Origin of the sequence: Limnochorda sp. (assembly GCF_047459355.1) — a bacterium.
In the GTDB taxonomy this organism is placed as follows: Bacteria; Bacillota; Limnochordia; order Limnochordales; family Limnochordaceae; genus Limnochorda.
The window spans coordinates 42229-57448 of record NZ_VSCV01000013.1; the positions used below are offsets into that span (position 1 = coordinate 42229).

A 15220-nucleotide genomic window follows, 5' to 3' on the forward strand; every position below is an offset into this window, starting at 1 on the left:
GCGAGAGCCTGCTTTGGGCAGGCTCTCCCTTTTTCGGCCCCGGGCGTCGCTCCTTCTTTTTCCTCGGAGGCTGTTTTGCGCCACGTCGCGCGCACACGCCCAAGCCTAGGCCCCATAGGCTACCGAGCGGGAAGGGATCGAGCCCAAACGGGGCGAAAGCGGGAGCCGGTGCGCTGGGAGGCTAACGGTAGGGCGCACAACTCTCGGGACCGGCCAGGGTGCCGGCGGGCGACCCTGACGGGACCAGGTTGAGGTGGCGAGGTGTGGGGCGACTCTTTGGGACCGATGGCATTCGTGGGGTGGCCAACCGGGAGTTGACGCCGGAGTTGGCCTTCCGTCTCGGCCGGGCCGTGGCCCAGGTGGTGGCCCACCGGGCCGGCGAGGACCGGCCCCGGGTGGGGATCGGGCGGGACACCCGCGCGTCGGGGGAGATGCTGGAGGCGGCCCTGGCCGCGGGGCTCGCCTCGGCCGGGTGCGACGTGGAGCTCTTGGGGGTGGTGCCCACCCCGGCGGTGGCCGTCCTCACCCCCCTCTTGGGCCTGGCGGCCGGGGCGGTCATCTCCGCCTCCCACAACCCGGCGGAGGACAACGGCATCAAGTTCTTCGGCCCCGACGGCTACAAGCTGCCCGACGAGGATGAGCTGGCCATCGAGGCCATCTGCGATGATCCCTCGCCCAACGGGCCCTGGCCGGTGGGGCGGGGGGTGGGCCGGATCCGCCGCCGGGAGGATGCCAACGAACGGTATATCCAGTTTCTGATGGAGAAGGTGCCCGTCGATCTCTCCGGCTTCCGGCTGGTGGTCGACTGCGCCAACGGAGCCGCCTTCCAGACCACCCCCGAGATCCTCCGCCGCCTGGGGGCGGAGGTGATCGCGCTCAACGTCGAGCCGGACGGGCACAACATCAATGTAGGGTGCGGGTCGACCCATCCCGAAGCCCTCCAGCAGGCGGTCCTGCAGTACGGGGCCCACGCGGGCCTGGCCCACGATGGCGACGCGGACCGGTTGATCGCGGCCGATGCCCAGGGCCGGCTGGTGGACGGCGATCGGATCCTGGTCATCGCCGCCATCCACATGGCGGAGCAGGGCCTCCTCACCGGCAACGCGGTGGTGGCCACCCGGTACAGCAACCTGGGCCTCACCCAGGCCCTGGCCCGCCGGGGCATCCAGGTGATCGCCGCCGAGGCGGGAGACCGGCAGGTGCTGGCCGCCATGCGGGAGCGGGGGCTGGTGCTGGGCGGGGAGCAGTCGGGCCACGTCATCTTCCTCCAGGAGACGACCACCGGGGACGGGATCCTCACGGCCCTGAAGCTTCTGCAGGTGATGCGGGAACGGGAGACGCCCCTGGCGGAGCTGCGGGACTGGATGCATGAGGTGCCCCAGCACCTGATCAACGTGCGGGTGGCCCGCAAGGACCAGCTGGGGTCGTCGCCCGCCTGCCAGGCGGCCATCCGCGACGCGGCCGCCCGGCTGGGCGAGCGGGGGCGGGTCTTCGTCCGGGCGTCGGGCACCGAGCCGGTGGTCCGGATCTTGCTGGAAGGGGAAGACCCCGAGCTCCTCCGGGTGCTGGGCGACGATCTGGCCGGAGTGATCCGGCGGGAGCTGGGGGATGCCTAGGGGGCCGGCCCGAACCCAGGGGGCAGGTCCCCGCCGCGGCCCGTGAGGAGGAAGGCCAGTCTGGAGATCATCGGCATCGGCACCGATCTCATCGAAGTGGAGCGGATTCAATCGGCTTGGGACCGGTTCGGCGACCGGTTCCTCAACCGGATCTTCGCCCCGGGCGAGCAGGCCTATGCCCTGAGCCGGCCTCACCCGGCCGAATCCCTGGCGGCCCGCTTCGCCGCCAAGGAGGCGGTGATGAAGGCCTTGGGGACAGGCCGGTTCGGGGTAAGCTGGCGGGAGATTGAGGTGACCCGGGAGCCCAGCGGCCGTCCCGGGATCGCCCTCTCCGGGCGGACCCGGGCCCTGGCCCGTTTTCTGGGGGTCCAGGGGTGGCACCTCTCCCTTACCCACGACCGGGAGGCGGCCATGGCTTTCGTCATCGCCCTGGGGCGGGCCGGCCGGTCTGGGTGAGGAGGGGACGGCATGCGCTTGGCGACCACCGCCCAAGCCCGGGAGGCTGACCGGCGGGCGGAAGCGGCCGGGATGCCCACGAGGATCCTCATGGAGAACGCGGGCGCCCAGGTGGCCGCCGCAGTGGCCCGTCTCGCCCCGGAGGGCGGGCCTGTCTTGGTCTTCTGCGGCAAAGGGAACAACGGCGGGGATGGCCTGGTCGCCGCCCGCCACCTGGTGGAGCGGGGCCGGCCGGTGCAGGTGTGGCTGGCCGCGCCCGAGGAGGCCTACCGGGGTGACGCCGGCGCCAACCTGGCCCTGGCCAAGGGGTGGGGGATCCCCTTGGCGCCGGCGCCGGTCGAGGCGGAGGTTCTGGACCGGGAGCTGGCCCGGTACGCCCTGGTGGTGGACGGGCTCCTGGGCACGGGGGTGCAGGGGCCCTTGCGGGATCCGTACCGGCTCTGGGTGGCCGCCCTCAACCGGTACACCGGCCCCATCCTCAGCATCGACCTCCCCTCGGGCCTCGACGGCGACCGGGGCGTGGCCGAGCCCGAGGCGGTCCGGGCCACCTGGACCATCACCTTCGGGTACGGCAAGCCCGGCCTCTACCTCCTGCCCGGGGCCGACTATGCGGGCCGGGTGGAGGTGGTCCCCATCGGCCTTCCCCCAGACGTTCTCGAGGGGCAGGGCGAGGTGGTGGAGCTTTTGGAAAGCCGCGCCGTCGCCCAGATGCTCCCGCCGCGGCCGGCCGAAAGCCACAAGGGGACGTACGGCCACCTGCTGGTGGTGGCCGGCTCCCGGAACATGGCGGGCGCGGCGGTGCTGGCCGCCCGGGGCGGGCTTCGGGGCGGGGCGGGGCTGGTCACCCTGGCCGTGCCCGCCAGCCTCCAGCGTCAGGTGGCGGCCGCCCTCCCCGAGGCCCTCACCTATGGCTTGCCCGAGACGGAGGCGGGCACCCTGGGGGTGGAGGCGGCGGAGGTGGTGGCCCAGCTGTTGGCCACCCGCCAGGCCTTGGCCATCGGGCCCGGCCTGGGGACGGCTCCCGAGACGGCCCAATTTTTCCAGGCGTTGCTGGAGCGTCCTGAGGTTCAGCACTGCCCGGCGGTGCTGGACGCGGACGCCTTGAACCTGCTGGCCCAGGCCCCCGAGCGGGTGGAGGCCCTGGCCCGGCGGCCCGGAGGGCTCCCCTGGGTCTTGACGCCCCATCCGGGCGAGATGGCCCGGCTCCTGGGCCGGAGCACCGCCGACGTGCAGGCCGACCGGCCCGGCGCCGTCCGGGAAGCGGCGGCCCGTTTCGGCGGGGTGGTGGTCTTGAAAGGGGCCCGGAGCCTGGTGGCCCATCCGTCGGGCCGGTGGGCCATCAACCCGACGGGAAACCCCGGCATGGCCACGGGCGGCATGGGGGATGTGCTCACCGGGCTGGTGGGGGCTCTCTTGGCCCAGGGGCTCGGGCCCTGGGAGGCGGCGGCGGCCGGCGTCTACCTCCACGGTCTGGCGGGCGACCTCCAGGCGGAGGCGAGGGGCCCCGCGGGGCTTCTGACCAGCGAGGTGGCCGACGCCCTGCCCGCGGCCCGGCGGCGGGTGCTGAGGGAGGCAGGCCTCAATGGCGCACGGGGGGACTGACGAGCGGTCGTGGGTGGAGGTGGATCTGGCCCGGATCCGGGCCAACGCGGCGGCCCTGGTCCGGGTGGCCGCGCCCGCCCGGCTGATGGCGGTGGTGAAGGCGGACGGCTACGGGCATGGGGCGGTCCCCGTGGCCCGGGCAGCCCTGGCGGGCGGGGCCTCGGCCCTGGCCGTCGCCACCCTCACCGAGGGGGAGGCCCTCCGCCAGGCGGGGATCGACGCCCCCATCCTGGTCTTTGCCCCCGCCCGGCCCGATCTGGCCCAGCGCTACGTCGCGCACCGGCTCCTGGCCACGGTGGTGGACTGGGACCAGGCCCAGGCCCTGGCCCAGGCTGCCCGGGAGCTGGGGGCCGAGCTCACCGTCCACGTGAAGGTGGACACGGGCATGGGCCGCCTGGGCTTCTTGCCCGAAGAGGCCCTCGCCCGCTGGGAGGCCCTGGCCGCCCTGGAAGGGCTGACCCTGGAGGGCCTCTACACCCACCTGGCCACCGCCGACGAGGCGGAGACGGCCTACGTCCGCCTCCAGTGGGAGCGGTTCCAGGGCCTCATCGACCACCTGGATGCCCGGGGCCTCCGGCCACCGGTGGTCCACGGGGCCAACTCGGCCGCGCTCCTCCGCCTGCCCGAGACCCGGCTGGACCTGGTCCGGGCGGGCCTGGCCCTCTACGGCATCCTGCCCCCCAACGTGCCCCCGCGCACCCGGCTCCAACCCGCCCTCACCTGGAAGTGCCGCATTACCGCCGTCCGCACCCTGCCCGCGGGCTGGGGGATCAGCTACGGGATTGAGCACGTCACCTGGCGGCCCACCCGGGTGGCCACCTTGGCCGTGGGGTACGCGGACGGCTACCGGCGGGCGCTGAGCGGGCGGGCCCAGGTGCTCATTCAGGGGCACCGCTGCCCGGTCTTGGGCCGGGTGACCATGGACCAGGTGATGGTGGACATCACCGACCTGGAGGAGGATCCGGGCCAGGAGGCGATCCTTCTCGGGGGCAGCGGCCCCCTGGCCATCGAGGCGTGGGAGCTGGCCCGGTGGATGGGGACCATCCCCTACGAGGTCTTCACCGGCATCTCCCCCCGGGTGGAACGGCGCTACCTGGGCGAGTTGGAGGGGTGAGGGCTGGGCCCGCCTTGGGGCTTGGCTTCCAGCGTGCTATAATGCTTCTGACGTCGGCCCCATCAGGGAGAGGGAAGGCAGTTGCACCTGTCTGTCGCGGGAGTGAGCCACCGGAGCGCCCCCATCGCCATCCGGGAGCAGCTCCACCTCACACCCGAGGCCACCCGCCAGCTCGTTCGGGAGGTGGTCCGGTCCGGGGAGGAGGTGGCCATCCTCTCCACCTGTAACCGGACCGAGTGGTACGTCCTCGACCGGGATGGGAGCACCTCCCGCCGCATCCGAGCGCGCCTGACCGGCGACGATCCCACCTTCCAACCCTACCTTTATCACTATGAAGGCGCGGCCGCCGCCCGCCACCTCTTCCGGGTGGCGGGCGGCCTGGACAGCTTGGTTTTGGGCGAGGCCCAGATCTTGGGCCAGGTGCGGGAGGCCTTCGAGCTGGCCCGGGAGGCGGGGACGGTGGGCCCGATCCTGGAGCAGCTGGGCCGGAAAGCCCTGGAGGCGGGGAAGCGGATCCGCTCCGAAACAGGGATCGGCCGGGGCACGGCGTCCATCAGCTCCGCGGCCGTGCACCTGGCCCGGGCCATCTTTCCCGACCTGGCCGGCAGTCAGGTGCTGGTCCTGGGCGCCGGCGAGATGGCCACCCTCACCGCCCGGCACCTGCGGGAGCAGGGGGCCCGGGCGGTGATCGTCGCCAACCGGAACCGGCACCGGGCCCAGCAGGTGGCTGCCGCCTGCGGCGGCCGGGCCGCCGGGTTCGACGAGCTGGAGCCCCTCCTGGTGGCGAGCGACATCGTCATCAGCTCCACCGCCGCCCCCCACGCGGTCATCCGGCGGGAGCTTCTGGAGCGGATCCTGCCCGCCCGGCGGGGCCGGCCCCTCTACATCATCGACATCGCGGTGCCCCGGGATGTGGAGGTGGCCTGCGGGGAGCTGGAAGGGGTCACCCTCCACAACATCGACGACCTGGAGCAGGTGGTGGCGGCCAACCTGACCCAGCGGGAGGCCCATCTGGAGGCGGCCGAGCGGGTGGTGGAGGAGACGGTGGCGGAGTTTGTGGCTTGGTGGCGGAGCCGGGCGGCGGCCCCGCTGATCCGGGCCCTCTTCGACCACGCGGCGGCCATCCGGGAGGCGGAGGTGGCCCGGGCCTTGCGACGGCTGGGCGAGCTCGATCCCCGCCAGCGGGAGGTGGTGGAGGCGATGGCCAGCGCCATCGTCAACAAGCTCCTCCACCGGCCCGTCACCCGGCTGAAGGCGGCGCTGGCCCACGGGGATGGCCGGGCGTACCTTCAGAGCCTGCAGGATCTCTTCGGCTTGGAGCTCCCACCCGGCGGGGAGCCGGGCCCGGAGGTCCAGCCTGCCGGGCCCCCTGGGGAGGGGCGGCCCCCTCGGCAGGGGGCGGGGGATGCCTGGCCTGAGCAGACGGGGCCCGATCCCTTCGGGCGCCAGGAAGTAGGACGGCACGAAGGAAAGGCGGTGGGCTGAGGCGATGGGCGGGGAGCGGCGGGTGGTGCGGGTGGGGACCCGGAAGAGTCCCCTGGCCCTCTGGCAGACCCGGTGGGTGATCGCCCGGCTCCAGGAAGCCTGGCCCGGGCTCCATTTTGAAGAGGTCCCCATGGTGACCCAGGGGGATCTGGTGCTGGACCGGCCCCTGGACCAGGCGGGCGGCCGGGGGCTCTTCGTGGCCGAGATGGAGGAGGCCCTGCTCGCGGGGCGGATCGACCTGGCCGTCCACAGCATGAAGGATCTGCCCATCGAGCTCGCCCCGGGGCTGGTCCTGGGGCCGGTGCCCCCGCGGGCCGACCCCCGGGACCTCTTCGTCTCCCGCCAGGGCTGGCAGAGCCTGGCCCAGCTGCCGCCCAAGGCCCGGGTGGGCACCAGCAGCCCCCGCCGGCGGGCCCAGCTCCTCGCCCAGCGGCCCGATCTGGAGATCGTGCCCGTCCGGGGCAACCTGGGGACCCGCCTGCGCAAGCTGGAGGAGGGCCAGGTGGACGGCCTGGTCCTGGCCGCCGCCGGGTTGGCCCGCATGGGGTACGAGCTGGCCGGCTTCCCGCTGGAGCCCCCGCTCTTCCTGCCCGCGGTGGGTCAGGGGGCGCTGGCCCTGGAGCTCCGGGCTGACGACCCCTGGCTGCGGGAGCGGCTGGCACCCCTGGGGGACCCAGCCGCGACCGCGGAGGTGGCCGCGGAGCGGGCCCTCCTCCGGCACCTGGGGGGCGGCTGCCACCTGCCCATCGCCGCCTGGGCCCGGGCGTCTGGGGACCGGCTCACCTTGCAGGCTCGGGTGATCAGCCCCGACGGCGCCCGGCACCTGGACGGCCAGCTCACCGGCCCCCTGTCCGAGGCTGCCTCTTTAGGAGAGCGGCTGGCCGGGGAGCTCCTGGCCCGGGGGGCCCGGGACCTCCTCTGAGGGCCTCCCCGGACCGCCGCGGCTTCGCCGGGCCGGCGGTCCATCAGGGCCGGCCGCGGCCTTACCGCCGCCGTTGGGCTCGGGCCGCCTTCCCCGTGGGCCGGGGCGGGCGGCCCCCTTCGTAGGGCCAGTGCTGGTCCGCGTCGTCGGGACTGTCCAAGCCCACCAGGCTCTGGGGGTCCCCCAAGGGTTCGGCGCCCGACAGGGGATCGTCGGGGCTGTCCATCCCCACCAGGTTCGCCTCCCTCCGGTCGATCCGCGCCTCGAGCCGGGGCTTCTTGCCCTTTGCCACGACCATTCCTCCTCTGGGCGTCCTCACCCTGAGTCTGCCCCGCGCGCCGGGGCGCATCCCCTGCCAAGGCCGGGGGGATCCTTCCACCTGGGAAGGTTTCCTGAGTCCCACTTCAGCCCAGGCCCCGGCCTGCACCCGGGGGCTGGGCAGGGGAGGCGGCGTGGTGGCGGTCCGGGTCTTGATGCTCAGCTGGGAGTACCCGCCCCGGGTGGTGGGGGGGCTGGCCCGCGCGGTCTGCGGCCTCTCCCGGGCGCTGGTCGCCCGGGGGGTGGAGGTGACGGTCCTCACCCTGGGGGAGGCGGGCAGCCCCTTCCGGGAGGAGGACCGGGGCGTGGAGGTGATCCGGGTCCGGAACGGCTTCCCCAGCTCGCCCGATCTCATCCCCACCATCGCCCACTTCAACTTTGATCTGATCCAGGCGGCGGTCCCGCTGATGGAGACGGGCTTCGACCTGATCCACGCCCACGACTGGCTTGTCGCCTACGCCGCCCGCACCCTGAAGCACGGCTACCGCCTGCCTCTGGTGGCCACCCTCCACGCCACAGAACACGGCCGCAACCAAGGCCTCCATACGCCGCTCCAGCGGTACATCCACGACATGGAGTGGACCCTCACCTACGAAGCGTGGCGGGTGATCCTCTGCAGCGAGGCCATGCGGGAGGAGGCGTCGCGGCTCTTCCACCTTCCCGGAGACAAGACCCTGGTTCTGCCCAACGGGATCGAGCCCGACGAGGTGGCCGTGCCCGAGGGGGAGGACCTGGCCGCCTTCCGGCGGGCCCACGCCGCCCCGGACCAGCCCATGATCCTGGCCATGGGCCGCCTGGTGCCGGAGAAGGGGTTCCACGTCCTCTTGGATGCCTTCCGCCTTATCCTGGAGCGCACGCCCAAGGCGAAGCTGGTCCTCGCCGGGGAAGGCCCCCAGCGGAAGGCCTTGGAGGAGCAGGCCGAGCGGTTAGGCATCGCCCAGCACGTCTACTTCAAGGGCTTCGCCACCGATCCGGTGCGGAACCGGCTCCTCCACGTGGCGGACGTGGCCGTCTTCCCCAGCCTCTACGAACCCTTTGGGATCGTCGCCCTGGAGGCGATGAGCGTGGGGCTGCCGGTGGTGGCCGCACGCAGCGGCGGGCTGGCGGAGGTGGTGGAGCACGGCGAGACGGGCTTCTTGGTGCCGCCCGGCGATGCGGGCGCCTTGGCCGACGCCCTGGTGCCCCTCCTAATCAGCCCTGGGCTGCGGGAGCACTTGGGACGGAAGGGCCAGGAGCGGGCCCGGACCCGGTTCGGGTGGGTCCGGGTGGCGGAGCGGACCCTCGAGGCGTACCATCGCATCTTGGAGGAGCGGCGCCAGGTGCGGTGGCTCTCCCTGCTGGACGGGGTGCGCCCCCGCGACCGGCGGGCCGACGGCGGCGCCGGCCTGGAGGTTCTGCCCTCCCGGTATACGGGCGACGGAACCCTGGCGCCTGCCACCCCCGCCCCGGCGCCGGGCGCCGCAGCCCAGGGGGGCCGCGCCGGGCGGGCCGCCCGGCCGGGCCATACCAGCCCAGGCCCCGCCTCGGCCAGCTAGGCTCCGGCTCGCCGGCTGGGCGCGGCCTGGGAGCCGCACTGCTTCCTTCCCGGCGCGCGTCCGCCGTTATCCTCCCGCGGCCTGCGGGGCCGGGGCGGGCTGGGGGGCGTAGACTCGGTAGTCCAGGAAGGGGAAGAGGTTGTCCCGCTCCTCCAGGAGGCCCAACCGGTACCCGTCGATGGTCCCCCGGAGTAGGTCGTGGTAGAGGGTGTGGAACCGCTCCAAGTGCTCCACCGTCCGCCGCCGGGCGTACTCCACCATGGTGCCCGTCTTCATGATGAAGGCCCAGTCGCTGGCCTGGGCCAGGAGGAGCTCCCGGGCTGCCTGGTTGAGGGCCCGCCGCTGGAGGCCTTGGGCCTCGGGGAAGCGGCGAGCCAGCTCCACCATCCGCTCCGCCGCCTTGTGGAGGTGGCGGTAGATCCAGTCGTTGCTCCCCTCGAGCCAGACCTCGTTGTAGCCCTTGTAGCCCCAGCTGGACAGGGTGGGCTCCACCAGGGCCAGCTGGGTGAGGCGGTCCAGGTGGCGGCCGGGGGTGGTGGTCCGGACGCTGGGGTTGGCCGCCATGAAGCGGAGGACGTCTTCGAGGAAGTCGGGTCCTTCAAACCACCAGTGGCCGAAGAGCTCGGCATCGTAGGGCGCGAGCACCACCGGCGGGTCGTCCATCCCCCCCGCCAGGTACTCCACCTGCTTGGCCCGGTTGAAGACGAAGTTGCCCGCGTGGACCCGGGCCCGCTCCCGGGCGGCGTCGGGGTCGTAGAGTTCCTTGTGGGGTGTGGGGCCGGTGATCCGGTGGTACTTGAAGCCGGTGTTGCCCCGGATCCCCGCCCGCAGGTAAGGCTTGATGTACTCCCAGTCCAGGTCCCAGCCGATGTCCCGGTAGAAGTCCCGGTAGGCAGGGTCGCCCGGGTAGCCTTCGGTGGCGCTCCAGACCTGCTTGGAGGACTCCCAGTCCCGGCCGAAGACGGCCAGGCCCGCCCCCGTCACCACCGGCTGGTAGACCGCATGGGGAGGCCGGGGCTGGCCGAAGAGGAGGCCGTGGGCGTCCACAATGGTGTACTCCACCCCGTGGCGGCGGAGGATCTGGTCGTGGCCCGGGTGGAAGCCGCACTCGGGAAGCCAGAAGCCCCGGGGCTGGCGCCCGAAGAGCTCCCGGTAGGCGTGCACCCCCACCGCGATCTGGGCCTCCACCGCTTGGGGCACCACGTCCATAAGGGGCAGGTAGCCGTGGGTGGCGGCGGAGGCGAGGATCTCCACCCGGCCCGCCTCCTGGAGCCGGGCCAAGGGGGTGATCAGATCCCCCCGGTACCGGTCATGGTAGAGCAGGGCCACCCGGTCCCAGTGGTCCGCATGGAAACGGGCGAGGCGATGGAGCTCCGGGTGGTGCCGGGTCCGGTGGAGCTCTCGGCGGCCCAGGTCCTGCATGAGAGCCACGTGCCGGCGGAAGCGCTCCTGGAGGAGGGGGTCCCGGAGCATGGCGGCGAGGGTCGGGGTGAGGGTGAAGCTCAGGTGATAGGGCACCCCTTCCTCGGCCAGGCGCTCCAGCCGGTCCAGGAGCGGAATGTAGCACTCGGCCATGGCTTCATAGAGCCAGGCTTCTTCCAGGGCGTCGGGATGCTCCGGGTGCCGGACGAAGGGGAGGTGGGCGTGGAGGACCATCGCCACCCACCCCAAGGGTTCAGCCACCGGTGGTCGCCTCCTTGGTGCCGGACCCGGTACCGGGGCCGGGGAAGCTGGCCCGGGTCACCAGGGTGGCAAAGCTCCGGGTCAGCCGGCCGTCGGGGCTGACCGCCTCCAAGCCAAAGGGAAAGCTGCCGTCAGGGAGGGCCAGGCGCAGGGTGAAGGTGCCGTCGGGCGCCAGGGGGACCCGCTCCCGGTTGAGCCAGAGGGTGGCCTCGGGCCGGGTGCGGCCCCGCAGGATCAGCTCCGCCGTCACCTCCAGGAAGAGGTCCTCCTGGGGCTGGGCCCAGGCTTGGGCAGGGCTGGCGCCGGGGCTGGTCACCCAGGCCAGAGGCGACCCCTCGGCCAGGGGCAGGCTGATCTTCCAGGCCCGGCTCTCCACGTACTGGGGAGAGCCGTGCTCGTCCACCCCCCGGAACTGGCGGAGGACCACCTCCTCGGCCCGGCTGACGGGGGGCGCGGTCAGGTGGGCCGGTTCCCGGGGTGGGGTCGCCACCAGGTTGGAGCGGCTGATGGGGGTAAAGCGGCCGCCCGGTCCCCGGAACCCCAGCTCCGCCTGGAAGCGGTGGCCCGGCCGGCCCACGTGGAGGTACCAGCTCTCCGCGTGGCCGACGGCCACCTCCTCCGGTGGGCCCGTCTGGGAGAGGTCGTGGAGGCGGAGGAGGGGGGTGAGGGCCTCCGGGGGGCAGCCCTGATCCCGGCACGCCCGCTCCATCGCCTGAGGGGTGAGCTCCCAGTAGGCAAAGAGGGTCTCGGGATCGCGCACCAGCAGGGTGACGCGGTCCTCCCCGTAGCGCGCCGGCAGGGGCGGGGTTGGAGGCTGAGGCTGACGCACCGGTGGATCCCCCTTCAAGTGGAGCGGGCGCGGTGGAGCGTGAATGGCCGAAGTTACTATGTTCGAGGCCTAGGGTGGATATGCGCCCGATGGGTGGGGCAGGGAACCGGTTCGGTGGGGAAGAAGTAGAGGGGCGCCCGAACCAGCCCGCCATCGCTGTCGGGGAAGGTCCTGGGCACGGGGGGTATGGGGATGTCGGAGGCAACGGCTTGGCTCCTCCGGGGGGCCAGGATCCATCAAGGCACCCAGTGGGCCGATGAGGCGGTCCTTGCCGCGGTGGGGGGGCGGATCGCCTACGTCGGCGACCTGCGCAAACTCCCGCGCCGGCTGGAGGGAGCCGGCGTCGAGGTGGGCCGCCAGAGTCTGGAAGAGATCCACACCGAGGGCGGCTACCTCTGCCCCGGCTTCATTGACGTTCACCTGCACGGCGGGGGCGGGGCCGACGTGATGGACGCCTCGCCCGGCGCGCTGAGCCAGCTGGCCCGCACCCATGCCCGCCACGGCACCGTCGCCTTCCTGCCGACCACCGTCACCGCGCCCTACGAGCAGCTCCACCGGGTCTTGGAGGCGGTGGAGGAGACGGCCGGCGCCCGGGAGGAGGGGGCGGAGCTCCTGGGCGTCCACCTGGAAGGGCCCCACCTGAACCCGGCCCGGGCCGGCGCCCAGAACCCCGAGTTCCTGACGCCGCCGTCGCTGCCGGAGATGCAAGCCCTGCTCGAGCGGTTCCCCGGCCGGGTGCGCTGGGTGACGGTGGCGCCTGAGCTGGAGGGGGCCCGGGAGCTCATCCAGTACCTCCGCGAGGCCGGGGTGGTGGTCTCCATCGGCCACTCGGACGCCACCTATGAGCAGGCGATGGTGGCCTTCCAGTGGGGGATCAGCCACGCGACCCACACCTTCAACGGCATGAACCCCCTCCACCACCGGGCACCGGGGGTGCCCGGCGCGGTCCTCACGGCCCCCGGGGTCTCGGCGGAGATCATCGCCGATGGGTTCCACATCCATCCCGGGGTGGCCCGGCTCCTCTGGCAGGTGAAAGGGCCCGACCGGCTCCTCCTGGTGACCGATGCCATGCGGGCCACCGATCTGCCCGACGGCCGGTATGATCTGGGGGGCCTGGAGGTAGATGTGGTGGGCGGGGCGGCGCGGCTCGCGGGGCAGGAGACCCTGGCCGGCAGTACCCTCACCCTGGAGCGGGCCGTCGCCTGGATGGTGGAGGCGGTGGGGCTCTCCTTGGCCGAGGCCGTCCAGCTGGCCAGCCTCAACCCGGCCCGGCGGCTGGGTGTAGCCCACCGGTTGGGCAGCCTGGAGGTAGGGAAGGATGCCAGCTTGGTCCTCCTGGATGATGCCCTCCGGGTCCGGCTCACCCTGCGCCAGGGGGAGCTGATCTACGACGGGCAGGGCGACGAGTTTGAGGACGCCGCCCACGGCGGGGCCGGGGCCTTGGACGGCGAGCCGTCTGAGATGCTCGATCACGAGGAGGCGTACTGAGAGGATGCAGATCCGGGTTGTGGCCCAGGCGTCGTCGGTCGCCGAGGGGGTGGCCCGCGAGGTGGTCCGCCAGCTCAACAAGAAGCCCGACACCGTTCTGGGCTTGCCCACCGGGGCAACACCCGAACCCCTCTACCAGAAGCTGGTGGAGATCTACCGGCGGGGCCAGGTGAGCTTCGCCCAGGTCACCACCTTCAACCTGGATGAGTACCTTGGCTTGGGGCCTGACCACCCGGCCAGCTACCGGGCGTACATGGAACGCCACCTCTTTGGGCACGTGGATATCGACCCGAGCCGCATCCACATCCCCGACGGCCTGGCGCCCGACCCGGACCGGGAGTGCCAGGAGTATGAGGAGGCCCTCCGGCGGGCGGGCTACCCCGACCTGCAGATCCTGGGCTTGGGCCGGAATGGCCACATCGGGTTCAACGAGCCGGGGACGCCCTTCGGGAGCCTCACCCACCGGGTCCGCCTGACAGAGAGCACCCGGGAGGCGAACCGCCGCTTCTTCCCCCCGGGTGAGGAGCCGCCCACCGAGGCGATCACCATGGGGGTCCGCTCCATCATGCAGGCCCGGCGGATCCTGGTGCTGGCCACCGGCGAGGCCAAGGCAGAGGCGGTGGCCAAGGCCATCCTGGGGCCGGTCACCGAAGAGGTGCCGGCGTCGGTGCTCCAGCTCCATCCCAACGTCACCTGGTGGTTGGACGAGGCGGCAGCCCACCTCTTGGAGCCCGACCTGCGCTGGGTGGACCGATCCCTGTGAGGGCCGGCTCGGTTGGGGGCGGCTGGGCCGGCCGTCGGGGGTCAAGGGCGGGACGGATCAGGTGGGGAGGCCTTCTCCCTCCGTTCGGCCGGGGGTGGGAGCCATGAAGTTCGTGTTGGTGACGGGGCTGTCGGGGGCCGGCAAGAGCGAGGCGATGCACGCCTTCGAGGACTTGGGCTACTTCTGCGTGGACAACATGCCGCCGGCCCTCATCTCCAAGTTCGCGGAACTCTGCCTCCAGTCCCAGGGGCGGATCACTCAGGTGGCCCTGGTCTGCGACATCCGGGGCGGGCTCTTCTTCCAGAGCCTCTTCAACGCCCTCCAGGAGCTGGAGACCATGAACATCCAGTACCAGATCCTCTTCCTGGAGGCGTCCGACGAGGTCTTGGTCCGCCGCTTCAAGGAGACCCGCCGGCGCCACCCCCTGGTGGGGGAGGAGGGCTCGGTGCTGGAAGGCATCCGCAAAGAGCGGAAGGCCCTGGACGAGCTCCGGGGCCGGGCCACGTTGATTCTGGATACCAGCCACCTGACCGGGCGGGAGCTCCGGGCCCAGATCTCCGAACGCTTCGGGGGCGAGCCCAGCCGGCGGATGATGACCACCATCATCTCCTTCGGCTACAAGCACGGGGTGCCCTTGGACGCCGACCTGGTCTTCGACGTCCGCTTCCTGCCCAACCCTCATTACGTCCAGTCCCTCAAGGCTTTGACGGGCAACGACCCGCCGGTGGAAGAGTACGTGCTCCGCTGGCCCGCGGCCCAGCGCTTCTTGCGGGAGACCGAGCGGTACCTGGCCTTCCTGCTGCCCAACTACGTCCAGGAGGGGAAGAGCCATCTGGTGATCGGCGTCGGCTGTACTGGCGGGCAGCACCGATCGGTGGTGATGGCCAACCGCCTGGCCGACTTCCTCCGGTCCCAAGGTTATCCGGTGGTGGTGGAGCACCGGGAGATCGAGAAGCGCCAGCAGAAGGCGTAAGAGAGGAGGGAGCAGGCTGGCTGCCGGGCGTCTCTGGTCCGCGGCGGGCCCTCCCCGCCCGCGGTTCGGCGCCGTGGTGCGCCAGGAGCTGGCCGCCGAGCTGCCCCGGGCCAGGCGGTGCCGGAAGGCGGAGCTCGCGGCCCTCATCCACCTCTTGGGCCGCCTGCTGCCGGGACCCCGCTTGGAGATCCGGGCCAGCGAGGCGCCCGTGGCCCGGGCGGTCTACCGGCTCCTCCGCCACCTCTACCGGACGCCCCTGGAGCTGGCCTACCACCGGAGCGCGGGCGGCCGGGCCAACCGCTACCTGGTCCGGGTGCCCTCGGAAGTGGCCACCCGGGTCATCCTCCGCTCCTTCCGGCTCACCCAGCTGCCCCCCCCCCAACCCCCCCCCCCCCCGCCCCGTCCCCCCCCCCCCCCCCCCGCCCGCGCGCCCTCC

General features: G+C 72.8%; 14 protein-coding genes. 11 read left to right on the forward strand and 3 right to left on the reverse strand.

Features of this window, described 5'->3' with window-relative positions; genetic code table 11:
* Positions 1-263 precede the first annotated feature (263 nt).
* The 6 genes from glmM to hemC all read left to right on the forward strand — a co-directional run bounded on the left by glmM (position 264) and on the right by hemC (position 7195).
* On the forward strand, positions 264-1616 hold the full coding sequence (gene glmM, locus FWJ67_RS06355; RefSeq protein ID WP_304174523.1) for a phosphoglucosamine mutase: 1353 nt from the start codon (positions 264-266) through the stop codon (positions 1614-1616).
* 42 nt (positions 1617-1658) lie between these two features.
* On the forward strand, positions 1659-2072 hold the full coding sequence (locus tag FWJ67_RS06360) for a holo-ACP synthase (protein WP_304174525.1): 414 nt from the start codon (positions 1659-1661) through the stop codon (positions 2070-2072).
* Between the two features lie 12 nt (positions 2073-2084).
* Complete coding sequence (locus tag FWJ67_RS06365; protein ID WP_414482236.1) at positions 2085-3674, forward strand: NAD(P)H-hydrate dehydratase; 1590 nt, start codon at positions 2085-2087, stop codon at positions 3672-3674.
* Positions 3655-4788 (forward strand): alanine racemase, encoded by a 1134-nt coding sequence (alr, locus tag FWJ67_RS06370; protein ID WP_414482643.1) that lies wholly within the window; start codon positions 3655-3657, stop codon positions 4786-4788. The genes FWJ67_RS06365 and alr overlap by 20 nt, the downstream gene beginning before the upstream one ends.
* Positions 4789-4869: 81 nt before the next feature.
* Entirely contained in the window at positions 4870-6273 is a 1404-nt protein-coding gene (gene hemA / locus FWJ67_RS06375; protein ID WP_414482238.1) for a glutamyl-tRNA reductase, read from the forward strand.
* A gap of 4 nt (positions 6274-6277) precedes the next feature.
* A complete protein-coding gene (hemC, locus tag FWJ67_RS06380) occupies positions 6278-7195 on the forward strand; it encodes a hydroxymethylbilane synthase (RefSeq protein ID WP_304174533.1) in 918 nt (305 codons plus the stop codon).
* A 61-nt stretch (positions 7196-7256) separates the two neighbouring features.
* Here the strand turns inward: hemC and FWJ67_RS06385 are convergent, their stop codons facing one another.
* Positions 7257-7487, reverse strand: coding sequence for a hypothetical protein (locus FWJ67_RS06385; protein WP_304174535.1), 231 nt, complete (start codon positions 7485-7487; stop codon positions 7257-7259).
* 163 nt (positions 7488-7650) lie between these two features.
* Between FWJ67_RS06385 and FWJ67_RS06390 the strand changes: the two genes are divergently transcribed.
* Positions 7651-9048: a glycosyltransferase family 4 protein gene (locus FWJ67_RS06390; RefSeq protein WP_414482644.1), complete on the forward strand. Its 1398-nt coding sequence runs from the start codon at positions 7651-7653 to the stop codon at positions 9046-9048.
* Between the two features lie 66 nt (positions 9049-9114).
* Here the strand turns inward: FWJ67_RS06390 and FWJ67_RS06395 are convergent, their stop codons facing one another.
* The gene (locus tag FWJ67_RS06395) at positions 9115-10704 is read right to left on the reverse strand and encodes a glycoside hydrolase family 57 protein (RefSeq protein ID WP_369686596.1); all 1590 of its coding nucleotides are present in this window, start codon (positions 10702-10704) and stop codon (positions 9115-9117) included.
* A gap of 19 nt (positions 10705-10723) precedes the next feature.
* Positions 10724-11560 carry a DUF4912 domain-containing protein gene (locus tag FWJ67_RS06400; RefSeq protein WP_414482645.1) on the reverse strand — a complete coding sequence of 279 codons (837 nt, stop codon included), beginning with the start codon at positions 11558-11560 and terminating at the stop codon, positions 10724-10726.
* Positions 11561-11752: 192 nt separating this feature from the next.
* On the opposite strand from FWJ67_RS06400, the gene nagA reads away from it, so the two are divergent.
* From nagA to FWJ67_RS06420, 4 genes are all read left to right on the forward strand, one after another.
* Positions 11753-13048 (forward strand): N-acetylglucosamine-6-phosphate deacetylase, encoded by a 1296-nt coding sequence (gene nagA / locus FWJ67_RS06405; RefSeq protein ID WP_414482240.1) that lies wholly within the window; start codon positions 11753-11755, stop codon positions 13046-13048.
* A gap of 4 nt (positions 13049-13052) precedes the next feature.
* Positions 13053-13811 carry a glucosamine-6-phosphate deaminase gene (gene nagB, locus FWJ67_RS06410; protein ID WP_304174546.1) on the forward strand — a complete coding sequence of 253 codons (759 nt, stop codon included), beginning with the start codon at positions 13053-13055 and terminating at the stop codon, positions 13809-13811.
* Between the two features lie 103 nt (positions 13812-13914).
* Positions 13915-14784 carry an RNase adapter RapZ gene (gene rapZ, locus FWJ67_RS06415; protein ID WP_304174548.1) on the forward strand — a complete coding sequence of 290 codons (870 nt, stop codon included), beginning with the start codon at positions 13915-13917 and terminating at the stop codon, positions 14782-14784.
* A gap of 73 nt (positions 14785-14857) precedes the next feature.
* The coding region (locus FWJ67_RS06420) for a hypothetical protein (protein WP_414482646.1) at positions 14858-15220 on the forward strand (363 nt) is incomplete at its 3' end.

Excerpts from the sequence above, each read along its gene's own strand:
- FWJ67_RS06395 (WP_369686596.1), bottom strand. The coding sequence starts at position 10,704 with ATGGTCCTCCACGCCCACCTCCCCTTCGTCCGGCACCCGGAGCATCCC.
- FWJ67_RS06365 (WP_414482236.1), top strand. The coding sequence starts at position 2,085 with ATGCGCTTGGCGACCACCGCCCAAGCCCGGGAGGCTGACCGGCGGGCG.
- nagB (WP_304174546.1), top strand. The coding sequence starts at position 13,053 with ATGCAGATCCGGGTTGTGGCCCAGGCGTCGTCGGTCGCCGAGGGGGTG.
- rapZ (WP_304174548.1), top strand. The coding sequence starts at position 13,915 with ATGAAGTTCGTGTTGGTGACGGGGCTGTCGGGGGCCGGCAAGAGCGAG.
- hemC (WP_304174533.1), top strand. The coding sequence starts at position 6,278 with ATGGGCGGGGAGCGGCGGGTGGTGCGGGTGGGGACCCGGAAGAGTCCC.
- alr (WP_414482643.1), top strand. The coding sequence starts at position 3,655 with ATGGCGCACGGGGGGACTGACGAGCGGTCGTGGGTGGAGGTGGATCTG.
- nagA (WP_414482240.1), top strand. The coding sequence starts at position 11,753 with ATGTCGGAGGCAACGGCTTGGCTCCTCCGGGGGGCCAGGATCCATCAA.